General features: G+C 71.4%; 14 protein-coding genes and 1 pseudogene. 5 read left to right on the forward strand and 10 right to left on the reverse strand.

Annotated features, from left to right (window positions below):
* Positions 1-700 (forward strand): annotated as a pseudogene (locus ACIQHQ_RS03195) (fibronectin type III-like domain-contianing protein); the annotation flags it as partial.
* 81 nt (positions 701-781) lie between these two features.
* On the opposite strand, the gene ACIQHQ_RS03200 reads toward ACIQHQ_RS03195, so the two are convergent.
* Together ACIQHQ_RS03200 and ACIQHQ_RS03205 are read right to left on the reverse strand one after the other, a co-directional pair.
* Entirely contained in the window at positions 782-1753 is a 972-nt protein-coding gene (locus ACIQHQ_RS03200; protein WP_402609534.1) for an aldose epimerase family protein, read from the reverse strand.
* A gap of 27 nt (positions 1754-1780) precedes the next feature.
* Positions 1781-2668, reverse strand: a complete 888-nt coding sequence (locus ACIQHQ_RS03205; RefSeq protein WP_402609536.1) for an SGNH/GDSL hydrolase family protein — start codon at positions 2666-2668, stop codon at positions 1781-1783.
* A gap of 259 nt (positions 2669-2927) precedes the next feature.
* On the opposite strand from ACIQHQ_RS03205, the gene ACIQHQ_RS03210 reads away from it, so the two are divergent.
* Entirely contained in the window at positions 2928-3422 is a 495-nt protein-coding gene (locus ACIQHQ_RS03210) for a DUF3145 domain-containing protein (RefSeq protein ID WP_402609538.1), read from the forward strand.
* A gap of 64 nt (positions 3423-3486) precedes the next feature.
* On the opposite strand, the gene fabF is transcribed toward ACIQHQ_RS03210, so the two are convergent.
* The 5 genes from fabF to fasR all read right to left on the reverse strand — a co-directional run bounded on the left by fabF (position 3487) and on the right by fasR (position 8419).
* The gene (gene fabF / locus ACIQHQ_RS03215) at positions 3487-4758 is read right to left on the reverse strand and encodes a beta-ketoacyl-ACP synthase II (protein ID WP_402609540.1); all 1272 of its coding nucleotides are present in this window, start codon (positions 4756-4758) and stop codon (positions 3487-3489) included.
* Between the two features lie 85 nt (positions 4759-4843).
* Entirely contained in the window at positions 4844-5092 is a 249-nt protein-coding gene (locus ACIQHQ_RS03220; protein ID WP_030341284.1) for an acyl carrier protein, read from the reverse strand.
* Positions 5093-5173: 81 nt separating this feature from the next.
* The gene (locus ACIQHQ_RS03225; RefSeq protein ID WP_402609542.1) at positions 5174-6175 is read right to left on the reverse strand and encodes a ketoacyl-ACP synthase III; all 1002 of its coding nucleotides are present in this window, start codon (positions 6173-6175) and stop codon (positions 5174-5176) included.
* A gap of 16 nt (positions 6176-6191) precedes the next feature.
* Positions 6192-7124: an ACP S-malonyltransferase gene (locus ACIQHQ_RS03230; RefSeq protein ID WP_402609544.1), complete on the reverse strand. Its 933-nt coding sequence runs from the start codon at positions 7122-7124 to the stop codon at positions 6192-6194.
* Positions 7125-7213: 89 nt separating this feature from the next.
* The gene (gene fasR / locus ACIQHQ_RS03235) at positions 7214-8419 is read right to left on the reverse strand and encodes a fatty acid biosynthesis transcriptional regulator FasR (RefSeq protein WP_402609546.1); all 1206 of its coding nucleotides are present in this window, start codon (positions 8417-8419) and stop codon (positions 7214-7216) included.
* A 59-nt stretch (positions 8420-8478) separates the two neighbouring features.
* Here fasR and ACIQHQ_RS03240 point away from each other — a divergent pair, with 59 nt between their 5' ends.
* Positions 8479-9132, forward strand: coding sequence for a pirin family protein (locus tag ACIQHQ_RS03240; protein WP_402609548.1), 654 nt, complete (start codon positions 8479-8481; stop codon positions 9130-9132).
* Between the two features lie 21 nt (positions 9133-9153).
* Here the strand turns inward: ACIQHQ_RS03240 and ACIQHQ_RS03245 are convergent, their stop codons facing one another.
* Positions 9154-9969, reverse strand: a complete 816-nt coding sequence (locus ACIQHQ_RS03245) for a serine hydrolase domain-containing protein (protein WP_402609550.1) — start codon at positions 9967-9969, stop codon at positions 9154-9156.
* Between the two features lie 443 nt (positions 9970-10412).
* On the opposite strand from ACIQHQ_RS03245, the gene ACIQHQ_RS03250 reads away from it, so the two are divergent.
* Both ACIQHQ_RS03250 and ACIQHQ_RS03255 read left to right on the forward strand, forming a co-directional pair.
* Positions 10413-10877: a MerR family transcriptional regulator gene (locus tag ACIQHQ_RS03250; RefSeq protein ID WP_402609552.1), complete on the forward strand. Its 465-nt coding sequence runs from the start codon at positions 10413-10415 to the stop codon at positions 10875-10877.
* Complete coding sequence (locus ACIQHQ_RS03255; RefSeq protein WP_402609554.1) at positions 10874-11890, forward strand: aldo/keto reductase; 1017 nt, start codon at positions 10874-10876, stop codon at positions 11888-11890. Before ACIQHQ_RS03250 ends, ACIQHQ_RS03255 begins: the two co-directional genes overlap by 4 nt.
* Positions 11891-11953: 63 nt before the next feature.
* Here ACIQHQ_RS03255 and ACIQHQ_RS03260 read toward each other — a convergent pair whose 3' ends face one another.
* Both ACIQHQ_RS03260 and ACIQHQ_RS03265 read right to left on the reverse strand, forming a co-directional pair.
* Entirely contained in the window at positions 11954-12814 is an 861-nt protein-coding gene (locus tag ACIQHQ_RS03260; protein WP_402610612.1) for a DUF4429 domain-containing protein, read from the reverse strand.
* Positions 12815-12880: 66 nt separating this feature from the next.
* The gene (locus ACIQHQ_RS03265) at positions 12881-14089 is read right to left on the reverse strand and encodes an alpha/beta hydrolase (protein WP_402609556.1); all 1209 of its coding nucleotides are present in this window, start codon (positions 14087-14089) and stop codon (positions 12881-12883) included.
* Positions 14090-14142: the final 53 nt, after the last annotated feature.

Genomic DNA, 14142 nt, shown 5'->3' on the forward strand with positions numbered 1-14142 from the left:
CCCCGCTCGACGGCGTCACCGCCGCCCGCCGACGGCACCCCGGCCCGGCCGGGTCGCGTTGATCGGCGCCGCCGCCCGCGACGCCCGCGTGCTCGGCGGCGGCTCCGCCACGTCGTCCCCGCCCGGGTCGTCTCCCCGCTCGACGGCGTCACCGCCGCCCGCCGACGGCACCCTCACCTATCGGGCCGGCGCCGACCCCCACACCGAACTGCCCGCCGCCGACCAGGGCTTCGTGCTGCGTGCCGTCTGCCGCGACACCGAAGGCACCGTCCTCACCCGTTCGGCCCCCAGCGGCCACATCCAGTGGAGGGACGCCGACCTCCCCGGCGGCGTCACTCCCGACACCCTGCACAGCGCCGAACTGACCGGTACCTTCACCGCGCGCGAGGAGACCGCCGAGACGACCGCCGCGAAGGTCCGCTTCCGCAACACCGGCGACCGTCCGGGCCGCGAGGTCGTCCAGCTCTACCTCGCCCCGGGTGACCCCGACGCCGCCCGCACGGCCCGCTGGCCGGCCGGTTTCGCGGCTGTCGAGGCCGCACCGGGCGACAGCGCCGAGGCCGTCGTCGAACTGCCGCGCCGCGCCTTCGAGATCTGGGACGAGGCGACCGGATCGTGGTCGTTCGTGAAGGGTTCGTACGAGATCGACGTCGGACGCCCGTTCGCCGACCGCAGGATCACCTCGACGATTAACGTCTGATCCGGGACACGTTCCCCACCGAGCAGCCCCGGTCCGGGACCTGACCTCCGGACCGGGGCTCGCGGTCGGTCGCCCGGCACCTCAGCGGGTGCCGAACCCGTACACCGTCTCCGAGCGGTACACCGCGCCCGGCCGCAGCACGGTGGTGGGGAAGCCCGGCCGGTTCGGCGAGTCGGGGAAGTGCTGGGTCTCCAGCGCGATGCCGTCGCCGGGCGCGAAGGGCTCGCCCAGGTGGTCGGCGGTGTACAGCTGGAGGCCGGGCTCGGTGGTCGCCACCGTCAGCACCCGCCCGGACGCCGGGTCGTGCAGCTCGGCCACCGCCACCGGAGCGTCCGTCACACCCTTGTCGAGCACGAAGTTGTGGTCGTAGCCGGAGCCGGTCTTGCGGGCCTCGCGGAAGTCGAAACGCGTGCCGGTCACGTCGTCCGGCTCGCCGGCCGGGATCAGGTCCGCGTCGACGGGCGTGTACCGGGAGGCGGCCAGCCGCAGCTCGTGGCCGCCCGCGTCACCGGAACCGGACAGGTTGAAGTAGCTGTGGTTGGTCAGGTTCACCACGGTCGGCGCGTCCGTCACCGCCTCGTACGCGATCCGCAGCGCCCCGCCCCCGTCGAGCGTGTACGTCGCCGAGACCTCCAGCCGCCCCGGGAACCCCTCCTCGCCGTGCGGGCTGACCCGCGTCAGCCGCACGCCGTGCGCGACGGGTTCCGCCCGCCACACCCGCTTGTCGAAGCCGCACACCCCACCGTGCAGCGAGTTCGGCCCGTTGTTCGGTTCCAGCGCGTACGTCCGCCCGTCCAGGGCGAACCGGCCGCCGGCGATCCGGTTGGCGTAGCGTCCGACGAGGGCGCCGAGGTAAGGCTCCGGGTGGGCGAGATATCCGTCGAGGTCCGGGAACCCCAGCACCACATCGCCGGCCCGGCCCTCCCGGTCCGGCACCTCCACGGACTGCACGATCCCGCCGTACGACAGGACCCGCACCCGCACGCCCGCCCGCTCCAGGGTCCAGCGGTGCACCGGGGTCCCGTCGGAAAGTGTCCCGAAGAGTTCGTTCATGTGCGGAACTCTAGGACAGGGCCTGGGTCAGGGATTCTTCGCGGTGATCGTGCGGTACGCGATCTCCGCCAGCCGGGCCTGTCCGTTCACGCTCGGATGGAAGTAGTCCCAACGGCTCAACTGGGCGGTGCCGAAGCGGTAGTCGTACACCGCGCCCCCGTCGTGGCGGCACCGCTTGTCCTCGGCGCAGACCTCCCTGAGGACCTTGTTGTAGTCCTCCACCCGCTTGTGCACCGTGTCCCGCCGCAGGGTCGCCGCCGAGTCCAGGGCGTCCGGCTCGCCCAGCATCGACGGGCAGATGCCCAGCTTCCACACCTGCTTGCCCATCGGGCTGGCGCGGCCCTCGGACCACAGCCGCTTCAGGTTGGGCACGCTCGCCACGAACACCTGAGCCTTGGGCAGCGCCTCGCGCAGGCTGCGCAGGGAGTCCTCGAAGTCGGCGCGGAAGGCGGAGACCGGGGTCATCGCCGAGGGCGTGGACCGGCAAGCGTCGTTCGCCCCGACCATCACCGTCACCAGTTGAGGTTTCCGCCGCACCGCCTGCGCCATCTGGCCGGGCAGATCGGCCATCCGCGCCCCGGTCACGGCGTAGTTCCAGCTCCGCCGGGCGGCCCCGCTCCGCCCCAGCAGCCGCACCGCGAGCGAGTCGACCTCGGGACTCGCCCCGGTCGCCCAGGACGCCTCCGGACAGTCCGACAGCACGTCACAGGCGTCGAACCCCCGCGTGATGGAGTCACCGACGGCGGCCACGGAGTTCGGACTGCGGTCCCACAGCGGCGTCGGCTTCGGCGACGGCTTCGCCGTCTCGGACGGGGCCGCGGCGTCACCGCCCACGGCATCACACCCGGCGGCACCCAGCAGGGCCGCCGCGACCACGGCCAGAACGCCCCGAGTGCGACGGCCTCGCTTCCGCATATCCGGTCCATCCCCTCGCCACGCCGTGCCTGTCTCCCCAACCCATCACAACGCACGAGGGTTCCCGGCCGATCAGGTGCAACGGCTCACACCCGTACAAGCGTCCCCCTGGGTGAATGGCGGGCGTTTCCCGGCACCTGGACCGACCGTACGTCACCCTCCTTGCGCCCCCGCACGGTAGCCTCGCCCTCAACGTGACCCGCCCGGTCGCAGCCGTTCCGCCCGTTTGCACCATGTCCCGCTCTGCCCGGAGGTTCCGGTGACGACACGTGGAGTTCTGTACGTGCACTCCGCGCCGCGCGCGCTGTGCCCGCACGTCGAGTGGGCCGTCGCCGGGGTGCTCGGCACACGCGTCAGCCTGGACTGGATCCGCCAGCCGGCCGCACCGGGCACCTGGCGCTCGGAGTTCTCCTGGCAGGGTCAGGCGGGTACGGCGTCCAAGCTGGCCTCGGCGCTCCGCGGCTGGCACCTGCTCCGCTTCGAGGTCACGGCGGAACCCTGCCCCTCGGCCGAGGGCGAGCGCTACAGCTGCACCCCCGACCTGGGCATCTACCACGCCGTCACCGGCATCCACGGCGACATCCTCATCCCCGAGGACCGCCTGCGCGCGGCGCTGCTGCGCAGCCAGCGCGGCGAGACCGATCTGGAAGCCGAACTGAGCAAACTCCTCGGCAAGCCCTGGGACGACGAGCTGGAGCCCTTCCGCTACGCGGGCGAGGGCGCACCGGTGCGCTGGCTCCACCAGGTGGTCTGAGACGCAACACGTGAGGGGCCCCCACCACTCGGGTGGGGCCCCCTCACGCGTGCGGAAACGCTGCTCAGATCGTCCGGAACGCCAGCACCACGTTGTGCCCGCCGAAGCCGAACGAGTCGTTCAGCGCGGCGATACGGCCTTCGACCGGCAGCTTGCGAGCCTCACCGCGGACGACGTCGGCGTTCGCCTCGGCCTCCGGGTCCAGGTTCTCGACGTTGATGGTCGGCGGGGCCATCCGGTGGTACAGCGCGAGCACGGTCGCCACCGTCTCGACTCCACCGGCACCGCCCAGCAGATGCCCGGTCATCGACTTCGTCGCGGACACCGCGAAGTGGTCGGCGTCGTCGCCGAACACCTTCCGCAGCGCCTTGAGCTCGGCGATGTCACCGGCCGGCGTGGACGTCGCGTGCGCGTTGACGTGCACGATCTCCGCCGGGTCCAGGTCATGGCGCTCCAGCAGGTTCTGCAGGGCGTGCGAGATGCCCCGCCCTTCCGGCTCCGGCTGCACGATGTCGTGCGCGTCGGCGGAGATGCCCTGCCCGACCGCCTCGGCGTACACCCGGGCACCGCGCTTGGCGGCGTGCTCGGCGGACTCGAGGACGACGACACCGGCGCCCTCACCGAGGACGAAGCCGTCACGGGCGGTGTCGTAGGGACGCGACGCGCCCTGCGGGTCGTCGTTGTTCTTGGACATCGCCATCATGTTGCCGAACGCGGCGATGGGCAGCGGGTGGATCGCCGCCTCCGTGCCACCCGCGACGACGACGTCGGCGCGGCCGGTGCGGATCATCTCGATGGCGTAGCCGATGGCCTCGGCGCCCGAGGCGCAGGCGGAGACCGGCGTGTGCACGCCCGCCCGGGCGCCCACGGCCAGTCCCACGTTGGCCGAGGGGCTGTTGGGCATCAGCATGGGCACGGTGTGCGGGGAGACGCGGCGGACGCCCTTCTCCTTCAGCACGTCGTACTGGTCGAGCAGCGTCGTCACGCCGCCGATGCCGGAGGCGATGACCGCGCCCAGCCGGTCGGGGTCGATGGTGGGGTCCTCGCCGGCCTTGGCTTCGAAGCCGGCGTCGGCCCAGGCCTCCTTGGCCGCCACCAGCGCGAACTGCGCCGAGCGGTCCAGTCGGCGGGCCTGCGGCCGCGGGATGACCTCGGTCGGCTCCACGGCGACCGGGGCCGCGATGCGGACCGCCTGGTCGGCGGCCCACTCCTGCTCCAGGGGCTTGACACCGGACTTGCCGGCGATCAGACCCTCCCAGGTAGAGGCTGCGTCGCCACCCAGCGGTGTGGTTGCGCCGATACCGGTGACGACCACGGTGCGATTGGTCGAGCTCACGGGAATTCTTTCTCCAACGGATCCGAGGATAAGCGGCGCCACCGCCGGGTGGCGGGGCAGTCAGCCAGTCGGTCTGATCGGCTGATCAGGCCTGGTGCTTGAGGATGTAGTCGGTCGCGTCACCGACGGTCTTGAGGTTCTTGACGTCCTCGTCGGGGATCTTGACGTCGAAACGCTCTTCGGCGGCGACGACGACCTCGACCATGGACAGCGAGTCGACGTCCAGGTCGTCGGTGAAGGACTTGTCCAGCTGGACGTCCTCAACCGGGATGCCGGCGATCTCGTTCACGATCTCGGCGAGACCGGCGACGATCTCTTCCTGAGTGGCGGCCATGTTGGCGCTCCTTCGTAGATATCCAGAGGGTGTGGCAGGTGTTTCATCCCGTGCCGGATCGCATGATCCGGCACGGAGTGCCTAGGGGAGGGTAACGACAGTCGCGGCGTACACGAGACCCGCCCCGAAGCCGATGACGAGCGCGGTGTCGCCGCTCTTCGCCTCTCCGGTCGCCAGGAGCCGCTCCATCGCGAGCGGGATCGAGGCGGCCGAGGTGTTGCCGGTGGTGCGGACGTCACGCGCGACCGTGACGTGCTCCGGCAGTTTCAGCGTCTTCACCATCGAGTCGATGATCCGCTCGTTGGCCTGGTGCGGGATGAAGACGTCCAGGTCCTCCGCGGTGATGCCGGCGGCGTCCAGCGCCTCCTTGGCGACCTTCGCCATCTCGAACACGGCCCAGCGGAACACCGCCTGGCCTTCCTGGGTGATCGCGGGGAACTTCTCCACCGTCCCGTCACGGTAGTCCGTCCACGGCACGGTCTGCTTGATGGTCTCGGACTTGTCGCCCTCGGAGCCCCACACGGTGGGGCCGATCGCGGGCTCCTGGGCCGGGCCGACCACGACCGCGCCGGCGCCGTCCCCGAACAGGAAGGCCGTCGCGCGGTCCTCCAGGTCCGTCAGGTCGCTCAGCCGCTCGACACCGATCACCAGGACGTACTCGGCCGAGCCCTCGACGATCATGCCCTTGGCGAGCGTGAGACCGTACCCGAAGCCCGCGCAACCCGCCGAGATGTCGAACGCGGCGGCCCTGGCGGTGCCCAGCTTGTCGGCGATCTCGGTGGCGACGGCCGGGGTCTGCTTGAAGTGCGAGACGGTCGAGACGATCACGGCGCCGATCTGATCGGCGGAGATGCCCGCGTCGGCGACGGCCTTGCCGGACGCCTCCAGCGACATCGCGGCGACGGTCTCCTCGTCGGAGGCCCAGTGCCGCGTCTCGATGCCGGAGCGCGAGCGGATCCACTCGTCGGACGAGTCGATCGTCTCGAGGATCACCTCGTTCGGCACGACCCGGGTCGGGCGGTAGCCGCCGACACCGAGGATGCGCGCGTACGGGGCGCCCTTGCTGGGCTTGATCTTCGCCATGCTCTCGGGCTCCTTCTCAGGCACGCTGCTCGGCGATGAGTGCGCGGGCGGCGTCGAGGTCGGCGGGGGACTTCAGGGCCAGCGTCTTCACCCCGGGCAGGGCCCGCTTGGCGAGACCGGTGAGGGTGCCGCCGGGGCACACCTCGATCAGGGCGGTGACGCCGAGCTCCTTGAAGGTCTCCATGCACAGGTCCCAGCGGACGGGGTTGGCGACCTGGCCGACCAGACGTTCCAGCACCTCGGCGCCGCCGGAGACGGCCTGCCCGTCCGCGTTGGAGAGGTAGGTGAGCTTCGGGTCACCGGGCGTCAGGGCTTCGGCGGCCTTGGCCAGCGTGTGGACCGCGGGGGCCATGTGGTGCGTGTGGAACGCGCCGGCGACCTTCAGCGCGACGACCTTACGCACGCCCTCGGGCTTGTCCGCCTCCAGCGCGGCGAGCTGCTCCTTGGTGCCGGCCGCGACGATCTGGCCCGCGCCGTTCATGTTGGCGGGGGTCAGACCCAGCTTCGTCAGATGCGGAACCGTCACGTCCGGGTCGCCGCCGAGGAGAGCGGCCATGCCCGTCTCGGTCACGGCGGCGGCCTCTGCCATGCCGAGCCCGCGGACGCGGACGAGGCGGAGCGCCTCCTCGTGGGGCAGCACCCCGGCGAGCGAAGCGGCGGTGAACTCGCCGACGCTGTGCCCCGCGATGGCGCCGACCTTGCGCGGGAGGTCGGCCGGGTCCTCGAAGAGCAGGGACGCGGACACCAGGCCGGCCGCCACCAGCAGCGGCTGCGCCACCGCGGTGTCGCGGATCTCCTCCGCGTCCGCCTCGGTGCCGTAACGGATCAGGTCGAGTCCCGCGGCGTCCGACCAGGCCTCGAGGGCACCGCGAACACCGGGGATGTCGAGCCATTCGGTCAGGAAGCCGGGCGTCTGAGCGCCCTGGCCGGGAGCGACGAGTACGAGCACTCTCACACTCTCTCTTGGGTACGGGCACGGCCGCCCGTGGGGACAAGGACGAAGAACACGAGGGGGTTTTGTCGAGCTCCGACAAAACCTTAGGGCTGGAGATCTCCATCGACCAGACGCCCCAGGATCAGTGCGATCCGCAGTGTGAACGCAGAGCGTACATCGGAGGGTGACCAGCCGGTGACGTCAGTCACACGTCGAAGCCGGTAGCGGACGGTGTTGGGATGGACGAACAGCATCCGTGCGGCGCCCTCCAGACTGCTCGCCTGTTCGAGATAGACGCTGAGGGTCTCCAGGAGCGCGGCCCCGGCCTCCTCCAGTGGTCTGTAGATCTCCTCCACCAGTTGCTCACGGGCCGAGGGGTCCCCGGCCATCGCCCGCTCGGGCAGCAGGTCGTCCGCCAGGACCGGGCGCGGGGCGTCCTGCCAGGCCGAACACGCCTTCAGCCCGGCCGCGGCGGCCTGCGCGGACCGGGTCGCGGCCAGCAGGTCCGGCACCACCGGGCCCGCGACGACCGGCCCGGCCGCGAAGGGGCCGATGAGTGACTTGGCGACGGCCAGCGGGTTGTCGCTGCCGCCCGCGATGACGACCAGCCGGTCACCGAGCACCCCGGTGAGCACCTGGAGTTTGGCGTGCCGGGCGGCGCGCCGTATGGCCTCGACGGTCAGCTCGCTGTCTCCGTCGGGCGCCGTGCCGAGCACCACGCACACGTGCTCGGGGGAGTTCCACCCGAGGGCGGCGGCCCGCGACACGGCCCCCTCGTCGGCCTCGCCGCTGAGCACGGCGTTCACGACCAGGGACTCCAGCCGGGCGTCCCACGCGCCGCGTGCCTCGGCGGCCTGCGCGTACACCTGGGCCGTGGCGAAGGCGATCTCGCGGGCGTAGACGAGCAGCGCCTCGCGCAGCACCCTCTCGTCGCCGGGGGCCGCGACCTCGTCGATCGCGCTCTCCATGACCTCGATGGTGGTGCGCACCATCTCCACCGTCTGGCGCAGTGTGATCGCCCGGGTCAGCTCACGCGGCGCGGTGCCGAACACGTCGGTGGAGATGGCCTGCGGGGCGTCCGGACGCCGGAACCACTCGGTGAACGCGGCGATGCCCGCCTGTGCGACCAGACCGATCCAGGAACGGTTCTCCGGGGGCATGGCCCGGTACCAGGGCAGCGTCTCGTCCATCCGCGCGATGGCCTGCGCGGCGAGCGATCCGGACGAATTCTCCAGCCGCTTCAGCGTCGCGGCATGCGGATGGACGTCGTGGGCTGCGGCTTCGTTCTTGCTGGTTTCGGGTTCGGGCACGGGGACAAGACTGCCTTATCCGGACGGGAAGGTGGGCTGCCGGGTCTACCGTGGACCTCGTGATGGACATGCGGCGCGCGGGCGAGCGCTACCGGGGCGGCGACCCTGCGGCCGGAATCGAGTCGTGGCACGCCTTCTCCTTCGGCCCCCACTACGACCCGGACAACCTCCGCTTCGGCGCGGTGCTCGCGTGCAACGAGGAGCGGCTGGCGCCCGGCGCCGGGTTCGACGAACACCCCCACAGCCACACCGAGATCGTGACGTGGGTGGTGGAGGGCGAGCTGACCCATCGTGACTCCGCCGGGCACGAGTCGGTCGTACGGCACGGCGATGTGCAGCGGCTCAGCTCGGCGGGCGGGGTGCGTCATGTGGAGCGCAACGACGGCCCGGAGCCGCTGACCTTCATCCAGATGTGGCTGGCCCCGCTCCGGCCCGGCGGCGACCCGTCCTACGAGGTCGTCCGCGGCATCGCGGACTCCACGCCCTACGCGCTCCCGGAGGCCGGCGCGACGCTGCACGTGCGGCGCCTCGGGCCCGGGGAGCGGACGGCGGTACCGGAGGGGCCGTACACGTACGTGCATGTCGTCCACGGGGACGTCCGCCTGGACGGTGAGGAACTGCACGCGGGTGACGCGGCCCGGATCACGGACGCCAAGGGCCTGGAGGCCGAGGGCGTGACCGCCGCGGAGCTGCTGATCTGGGAGATGGCCTAGCGGCAAAGGCCCATGCCTCCCCTAGAGCTCCGCGAGCACCGCGTCCGTGAAGGCCGGCCACGCCTCGATCGCCCACGGGCCGAACGCCCGGTCCGTCAGCGCCACACAGGCCGCGCCCGCGTCCGGGTCGACCCACAGGAACGTACCCGACTGCCCGAAATGCCCGACCGTGCGCGGCGAGGACGAGGACCCCGTCCAGTGCGGCGACTTGGAGTCGCGGATCTCGAACCCGAGCCCCCAGTCGTTGGGGTTCTGGTGGCCGTATCCCGGCAGGACACCCTTCGTGCCGGGGAAGTGCACGGTCATCGCGTCGGCGACCGTACGCGGATCCAGCAGGCGCGGTGCCTGCACCTCGGCCGCGAACCGCAGCAGGTCCTCCACCGTCGACACCCCGTCCTTGGCCGGGGAGCCCTCCAGGGTCGTCGAGGTCATGCCCAGCGGCTCCAGCACGGCCTGTCGCAGGTACTCGGCGAACGGGATGTCGGTGGCCTTCGCCACATGGTCGCCGAGCTGCTCGAAGCCGGCGTTGGAGTACAGCCGGCGTTCCCCGGGCGGGGCCGTGACCTTGTGCTCGTCGAAGGCGAGGCCCGAGGTGTGCGCGAGCAGGTGCCGGACCGTCGACCCGGTGGGACCCGCCGGTTCGTCGAACTCGACGGCCCCCTCCTCGTACGCGACGAGCACCGCGTAGGCGGCGAGCGGCTTGGTCACCGACGCGAGGGGGAACCGCTGCCCGGCCGGGCCGTGCGTGCCGAGGACGGTGCCGTCCGCTCGTACGACCCCCGCCGCAGCGGTGGGAACCGGCCAGTTCTCGGTCAGCGCGAGGCTCTTCAGTGACATGCTTTCGAGCCTATGCGCTCAGAGCGTCAGCTCCGGCAAGGGGTCTGGCTCGGGCCACAGCCCGGGGGAGACGTACAGCGCTCGGCCCGAGCCGAGGGGGTCAGCTGCACACGCGGGGCGCAGCGCTCGCGGAACCACGTCGGCAGCGCGGTCGTGCGGGCGCGTTGCGGAACCTCCCCCAAGCTCTCGACTTCGCTCCGGCAGGGGCCCCCATCGCCGCGTGCCCGGGCCGGTGGCGACGCCGGACACGAAGCCCGCCCCGCCCTGCGGGCCGCCCGGTCGCCCCTTCCCGCTCGGGGTGGTCGACGACGAACGCCGCGAACTCCCCGTCCCGCGCGCACTCGTGAGTCCGTACGCTGACCAGCCGGATCAAGAGGCGTCCTGCCGATTTCTTACCGTCGGCGCTTGCTTGGAGTGCACTCCAAGGTCCTAGCGTTGGGGGCATGACGGTGATGGAGACCACGGGCACCAGGACCGACACGTGCGCCGGACCGCCGCAGCAGAACCGGCGCCCGGACGGCGAGGACCGCTACACGATCAGCGAGGTCGTCGCCCTGACGGGACTGACGGCCCACACCCTGCGCTGGTACGAGCGCATCGGCCTGATGCCGCACATCGACCGCTCCCACACCGGCCAGCGCCGCTACACCAACCGCGACCTCGACTGGCTCGACCTCGTCGGGAAGCTCCGCCTGACGGGCATGCCGGTGGCGGACATGGTCCGGTACGCGGAAATGGTGCGCGAGGGCGACCACACCTACGGCGAGCGCTTCGAGCTGCTGAAGGCGACCCGCGAGGACGTTCTGGCCAGGATCGACGAACTCCGGGGCACGCTCGCCGTGCTCGACCGGAAGATCAGTTTCTACGCGGACGCCGGGCGCGCCCTGGCGTCGGAGAGGTCCCGATGACGGACGGCAAGATCACGACGGCGAAGCTCGGCGACCACGGTCCCGAGGTGAGCGTCCAGGGCCTCGGCTGCATGGGCATGAGCTTCGGCTACGGCCCCTCGGACGCGGACGCGTCCCGTGCCACCCTGGAGCGGGCACTCGAACTCGGCGTCACCCTCTACGACACGGCCGACGCGTACGGCGCCGGTGAGAACGAGCGGTTCCTGTCGCCGTTCTTCAAGGCCCACCGCGACGAGGTCGTCATCGCGACCAAGTTCGCCCTGTCCATCCCGCCGGACGACCCGACGCGCCGTGTCATCCGCAACGACCCGCCCTACATCCGGCAGGCCGTCGAGGCGAGCCTGAAGCGCCTGGACGTCGAGGCCATCGACCTCTACTACATGCACCGACGCGATGTGAACGTGCCGATCGAGGAGAGTGTCGGCACCATGGCCGACCTGGTCCGCGAGGGCAAGGTCAAGCACCTCGGCCTGAGTGAGGTCACGGCCGGCGAACTGCGTGCCGCCCACGCCGTCCACCCCATCGCCGCCGTGCAGTCGGAGTGGTCGCTGTTCAGTCGCGACATCGAGACGCACGTCGTCCCCGCCGCCCGCGAGCTGGGCGTGGCCCTCGTCGCGTACTCGCCCCTCGGTCGCGGCTTCCTCACCGGCTCCTTCACCGACGCCGACCAGGACCTGAGCACCGGTGACTTCCGCCGCCAGCAGCCCCGCTTCACGGGCGACAACGCCATGGCGAACGCCACCCTGCTGGAGCTGATCCGCTCGGTGGCCAAGGCCCACGACGCGACCCTCGGTCAGATCGCCCTGGCCTGGACCCAGCAGCAGGCGACGGTCCACGACCTCCCGGTCATCCCGATTCCGGGCACGCGCAAGCCCAGCAGGGTGGAGGAGAACACGGCGGCGACCAGGATCGTCCTGACCGACGAGCAACTGGAGCTGCTGGACGGCATAGCCGCCCAGGTGGCGGGCAACCGCTACGCGGACATGACGTTCACTTCGGCGGGCCGCGAGTAGAGGTCCTGGGACGCGGAGGACTGCGCGACCGGTCACCCGCCGGCGCGCAGCACCCCGCGGAGGCTAGAGCTGCGCCAGCAACTCCGCCTTCTTGACCGAAAACTCCTCATCCGTCACCAATCCGGCCTGATGCAACTCGCCGAGGTGACGGATCCGCTCGGCGATGTCCGCGGGATCACGACGCGGCGCAGCCGCGGCCACGGCCGCCACCGGGCTGGACGTCCGCACGGCCGCCAGCACCGCGGCGGCGAACGGGAGGGACTCGTGAACAGGCCCGTATCCCAGCCCGAACACCACCGCGGCCGGGTCCTGATCGGCCTGTGAGGCGGACCCCGCCGCCTCGTCCCGCCGCAGCAGCCGCAGATGCCCCTCGAACACCTCCGGCGAGCGCCACTCCACCCCGTTCAGCTCTCCGACGGAGAAGCTCTGGTCGCCGGCCTTCCACTTCGCCGAGGACGCGCCTGTCCAGAACCACCGGAAATTCACGGTCCGCCCGTCGAAGGACGCCTTGCCGTCGTACGCCTTGAACGACAACGGTCCCTCGGGCGGCGGTACGAGGAACCGCTCGGACGGCCCGGACTCCGTGAGCAGGGTCCGCAGCTCGTCGGCGTAGTACTCCGCGAGGACCTCCCGGTCGGCGGGCAGCACCAGCCGGTAGGGATCGCCGTTCTCCTTCAACTGCCCGGCGGCCGCCTCCATCAAGGGGTCCGCCCCGGGGCGCGGTTCGACGCGCAGCACGACCGTGCCGCGTTTCCCGCGCGTCAGCGTCACTCCGGCGATCGCCTCCAGGGGCACACGGCGTTCCCCGAGGGCCTGGAAGAGTTTGGGTGTTCGAATCCCCCGTTCGTAGCGGATGAGCACGGAGTCGGACTCGAACTCCCAGGCGGCATGAAATCCGGCCAGTACGTCACCCATGCGGCTCATCGTATGCGGCACGCGCTCCTCCGTCCCCCTCCCGAGCAGACCGCAATTCCTTCGCCTCTACGCGCGTCAGACCGCCGCCGTGCCGGACAAACCGGTACGGCAGACGTCGTCTTCGTGCGCGCAGTGCACCGAGCGGTATGCGCCGACGCCGATCTCTGCGAAATTGAACAGACTTGCCGTTCCCGGCTCGAAGTAACCCCCGTGACCCTTCGCACCCGCCGCCGACAGCACCCGCGCCCCGAACCCGGAGGACACCGGGTCGGCGCCGTGGCCCAGCCCGCCGACCTTCAGATAGGGCACGTCCTGGATCCAGTCGTCGGAGTCGCGCATCGCCCACACCCGGGCGGTGGTGTCCAACTGCGCGGCCTTCTCGACGCGCATGCCGGGGCTGCCGGCCACCGCGATGTCGGACACCCTGCCGGGCAGCGCGGGGGCCGCGACCCCGCACACCACGGAGCCGTAGCTGTGGCAGAACAGCGAGACCGGCGAACGGCCCGGCAGCGCCCGCACCAGGGCGTTCAGCCGTACGGCACCCTCCTCGGCGCGCATCGCCGTGGCCGAGTCGATGCCGAGTCCGCTGGGCGCCCTGTAGTCCGCCCAGGCGATGACGGCCGTACGGGTCGAGGGGCTGACCTTGCGCTCGGCCGCGTACAGCGACTCGGCCATGCCGACGGGCGCCGAGTACTTCCGGCTGGTGCGCTGGAAGGTGAGCAGGTCGGTGTCGACGCCGGGGACGACGACCGAGACCCGCTCCGCCCTGCGCAGGTCGCCGAAGACCTCCGCCACCCGGCCCGAGCCCTCCGGGTCGAAGGCCAGAATGTGACGGCCCGGCTCCATGAGGTCCTCGAAGCGGTGCATCCTGCGCCCCGCCTCGTGCTGCCCGGCGGGGGTGAGGCGCTTGTCCTGCATGCGTTCCCGCTCGACCTTGCGTGCCTTGGCGAGCGCGAGGTGGTTGGCGCGGTAGCGCATCTCGACCGGCGCGCCGTTCATGTTGCCCACCGCGAGCGGGTACTTGCGGATCAGGGTCGAACGGTCCCGCTCGGTGAGCGAGGCGAAGAAGCGGGCCAGCTTCGCCGGCTCGGACTGCGGGTTCGGCAGCCGGTGCCCACCGATCCGGCCGTGCTCCCAGGCGGAGAGCGATGCCTGGAGCGGCGCGGCGCCCCGCTGGTTGCGCAGCGCGGTCCAGCCGGTGGTCGCCAGCATCACGAACACGACGGCCAGAGCGAGCAGTGCGCGCCAGACGTTCAGTTGCGGGGAGGTGTCGAAGGAAGTCACTGAAAGGACACACTAGGAGAACGAGACGGTCTCGCGTTAACCAAGTGACCGGG

The sequence above is a fragment of the Streptomyces sp. NPDC092370 genome, assembly GCF_044755265.1.
Classification (GTDB): Bacteria; Actinomycetota; Actinomycetes; order Streptomycetales; family Streptomycetaceae; genus Streptomyces.

Excerpts from the sequence above, each read along its gene's own strand:
- ACIQHQ_RS03225 (WP_402609542.1), bottom strand. The coding sequence starts at position 6,175 with ATGGCGAAGATCAAGCCCAGCAAGGGCGCCCCGTACGCGCGCATCCTC.
- ACIQHQ_RS03220 (WP_030341284.1), bottom strand. The coding sequence starts at position 5,092 with ATGGCCGCCACTCAGGAAGAGATCGTCGCCGGTCTCGCCGAGATCGTG.
- ACIQHQ_RS03245 (WP_402609550.1), bottom strand. The coding sequence starts at position 9,969 with ATGTCACTGAAGAGCCTCGCGCTGACCGAGAACTGGCCGGTTCCCACC.
- ACIQHQ_RS03200 (WP_402609534.1), bottom strand. The coding sequence starts at position 1,753 with ATGAACGAACTCTTCGGGACACTTTCCGACGGGACCCCGGTGCACCGC.
- ACIQHQ_RS03250 (WP_402609552.1), top strand. The coding sequence starts at position 10,413 with ATGACGGTGATGGAGACCACGGGCACCAGGACCGACACGTGCGCCGGA.
- ACIQHQ_RS03205 (WP_402609536.1), bottom strand. The coding sequence starts at position 2,668 with ATGCGGAAGCGAGGCCGTCGCACTCGGGGCGTTCTGGCCGTGGTCGCG.
- ACIQHQ_RS03255 (WP_402609554.1), top strand. The coding sequence starts at position 10,874 with ATGACGGACGGCAAGATCACGACGGCGAAGCTCGGCGACCACGGTCCC.
- ACIQHQ_RS03260 (WP_402610612.1), bottom strand. The coding sequence starts at position 12,814 with ATGAGCCGCATGGGTGACGTACTGGCCGGATTTCATGCCGCCTGGGAG.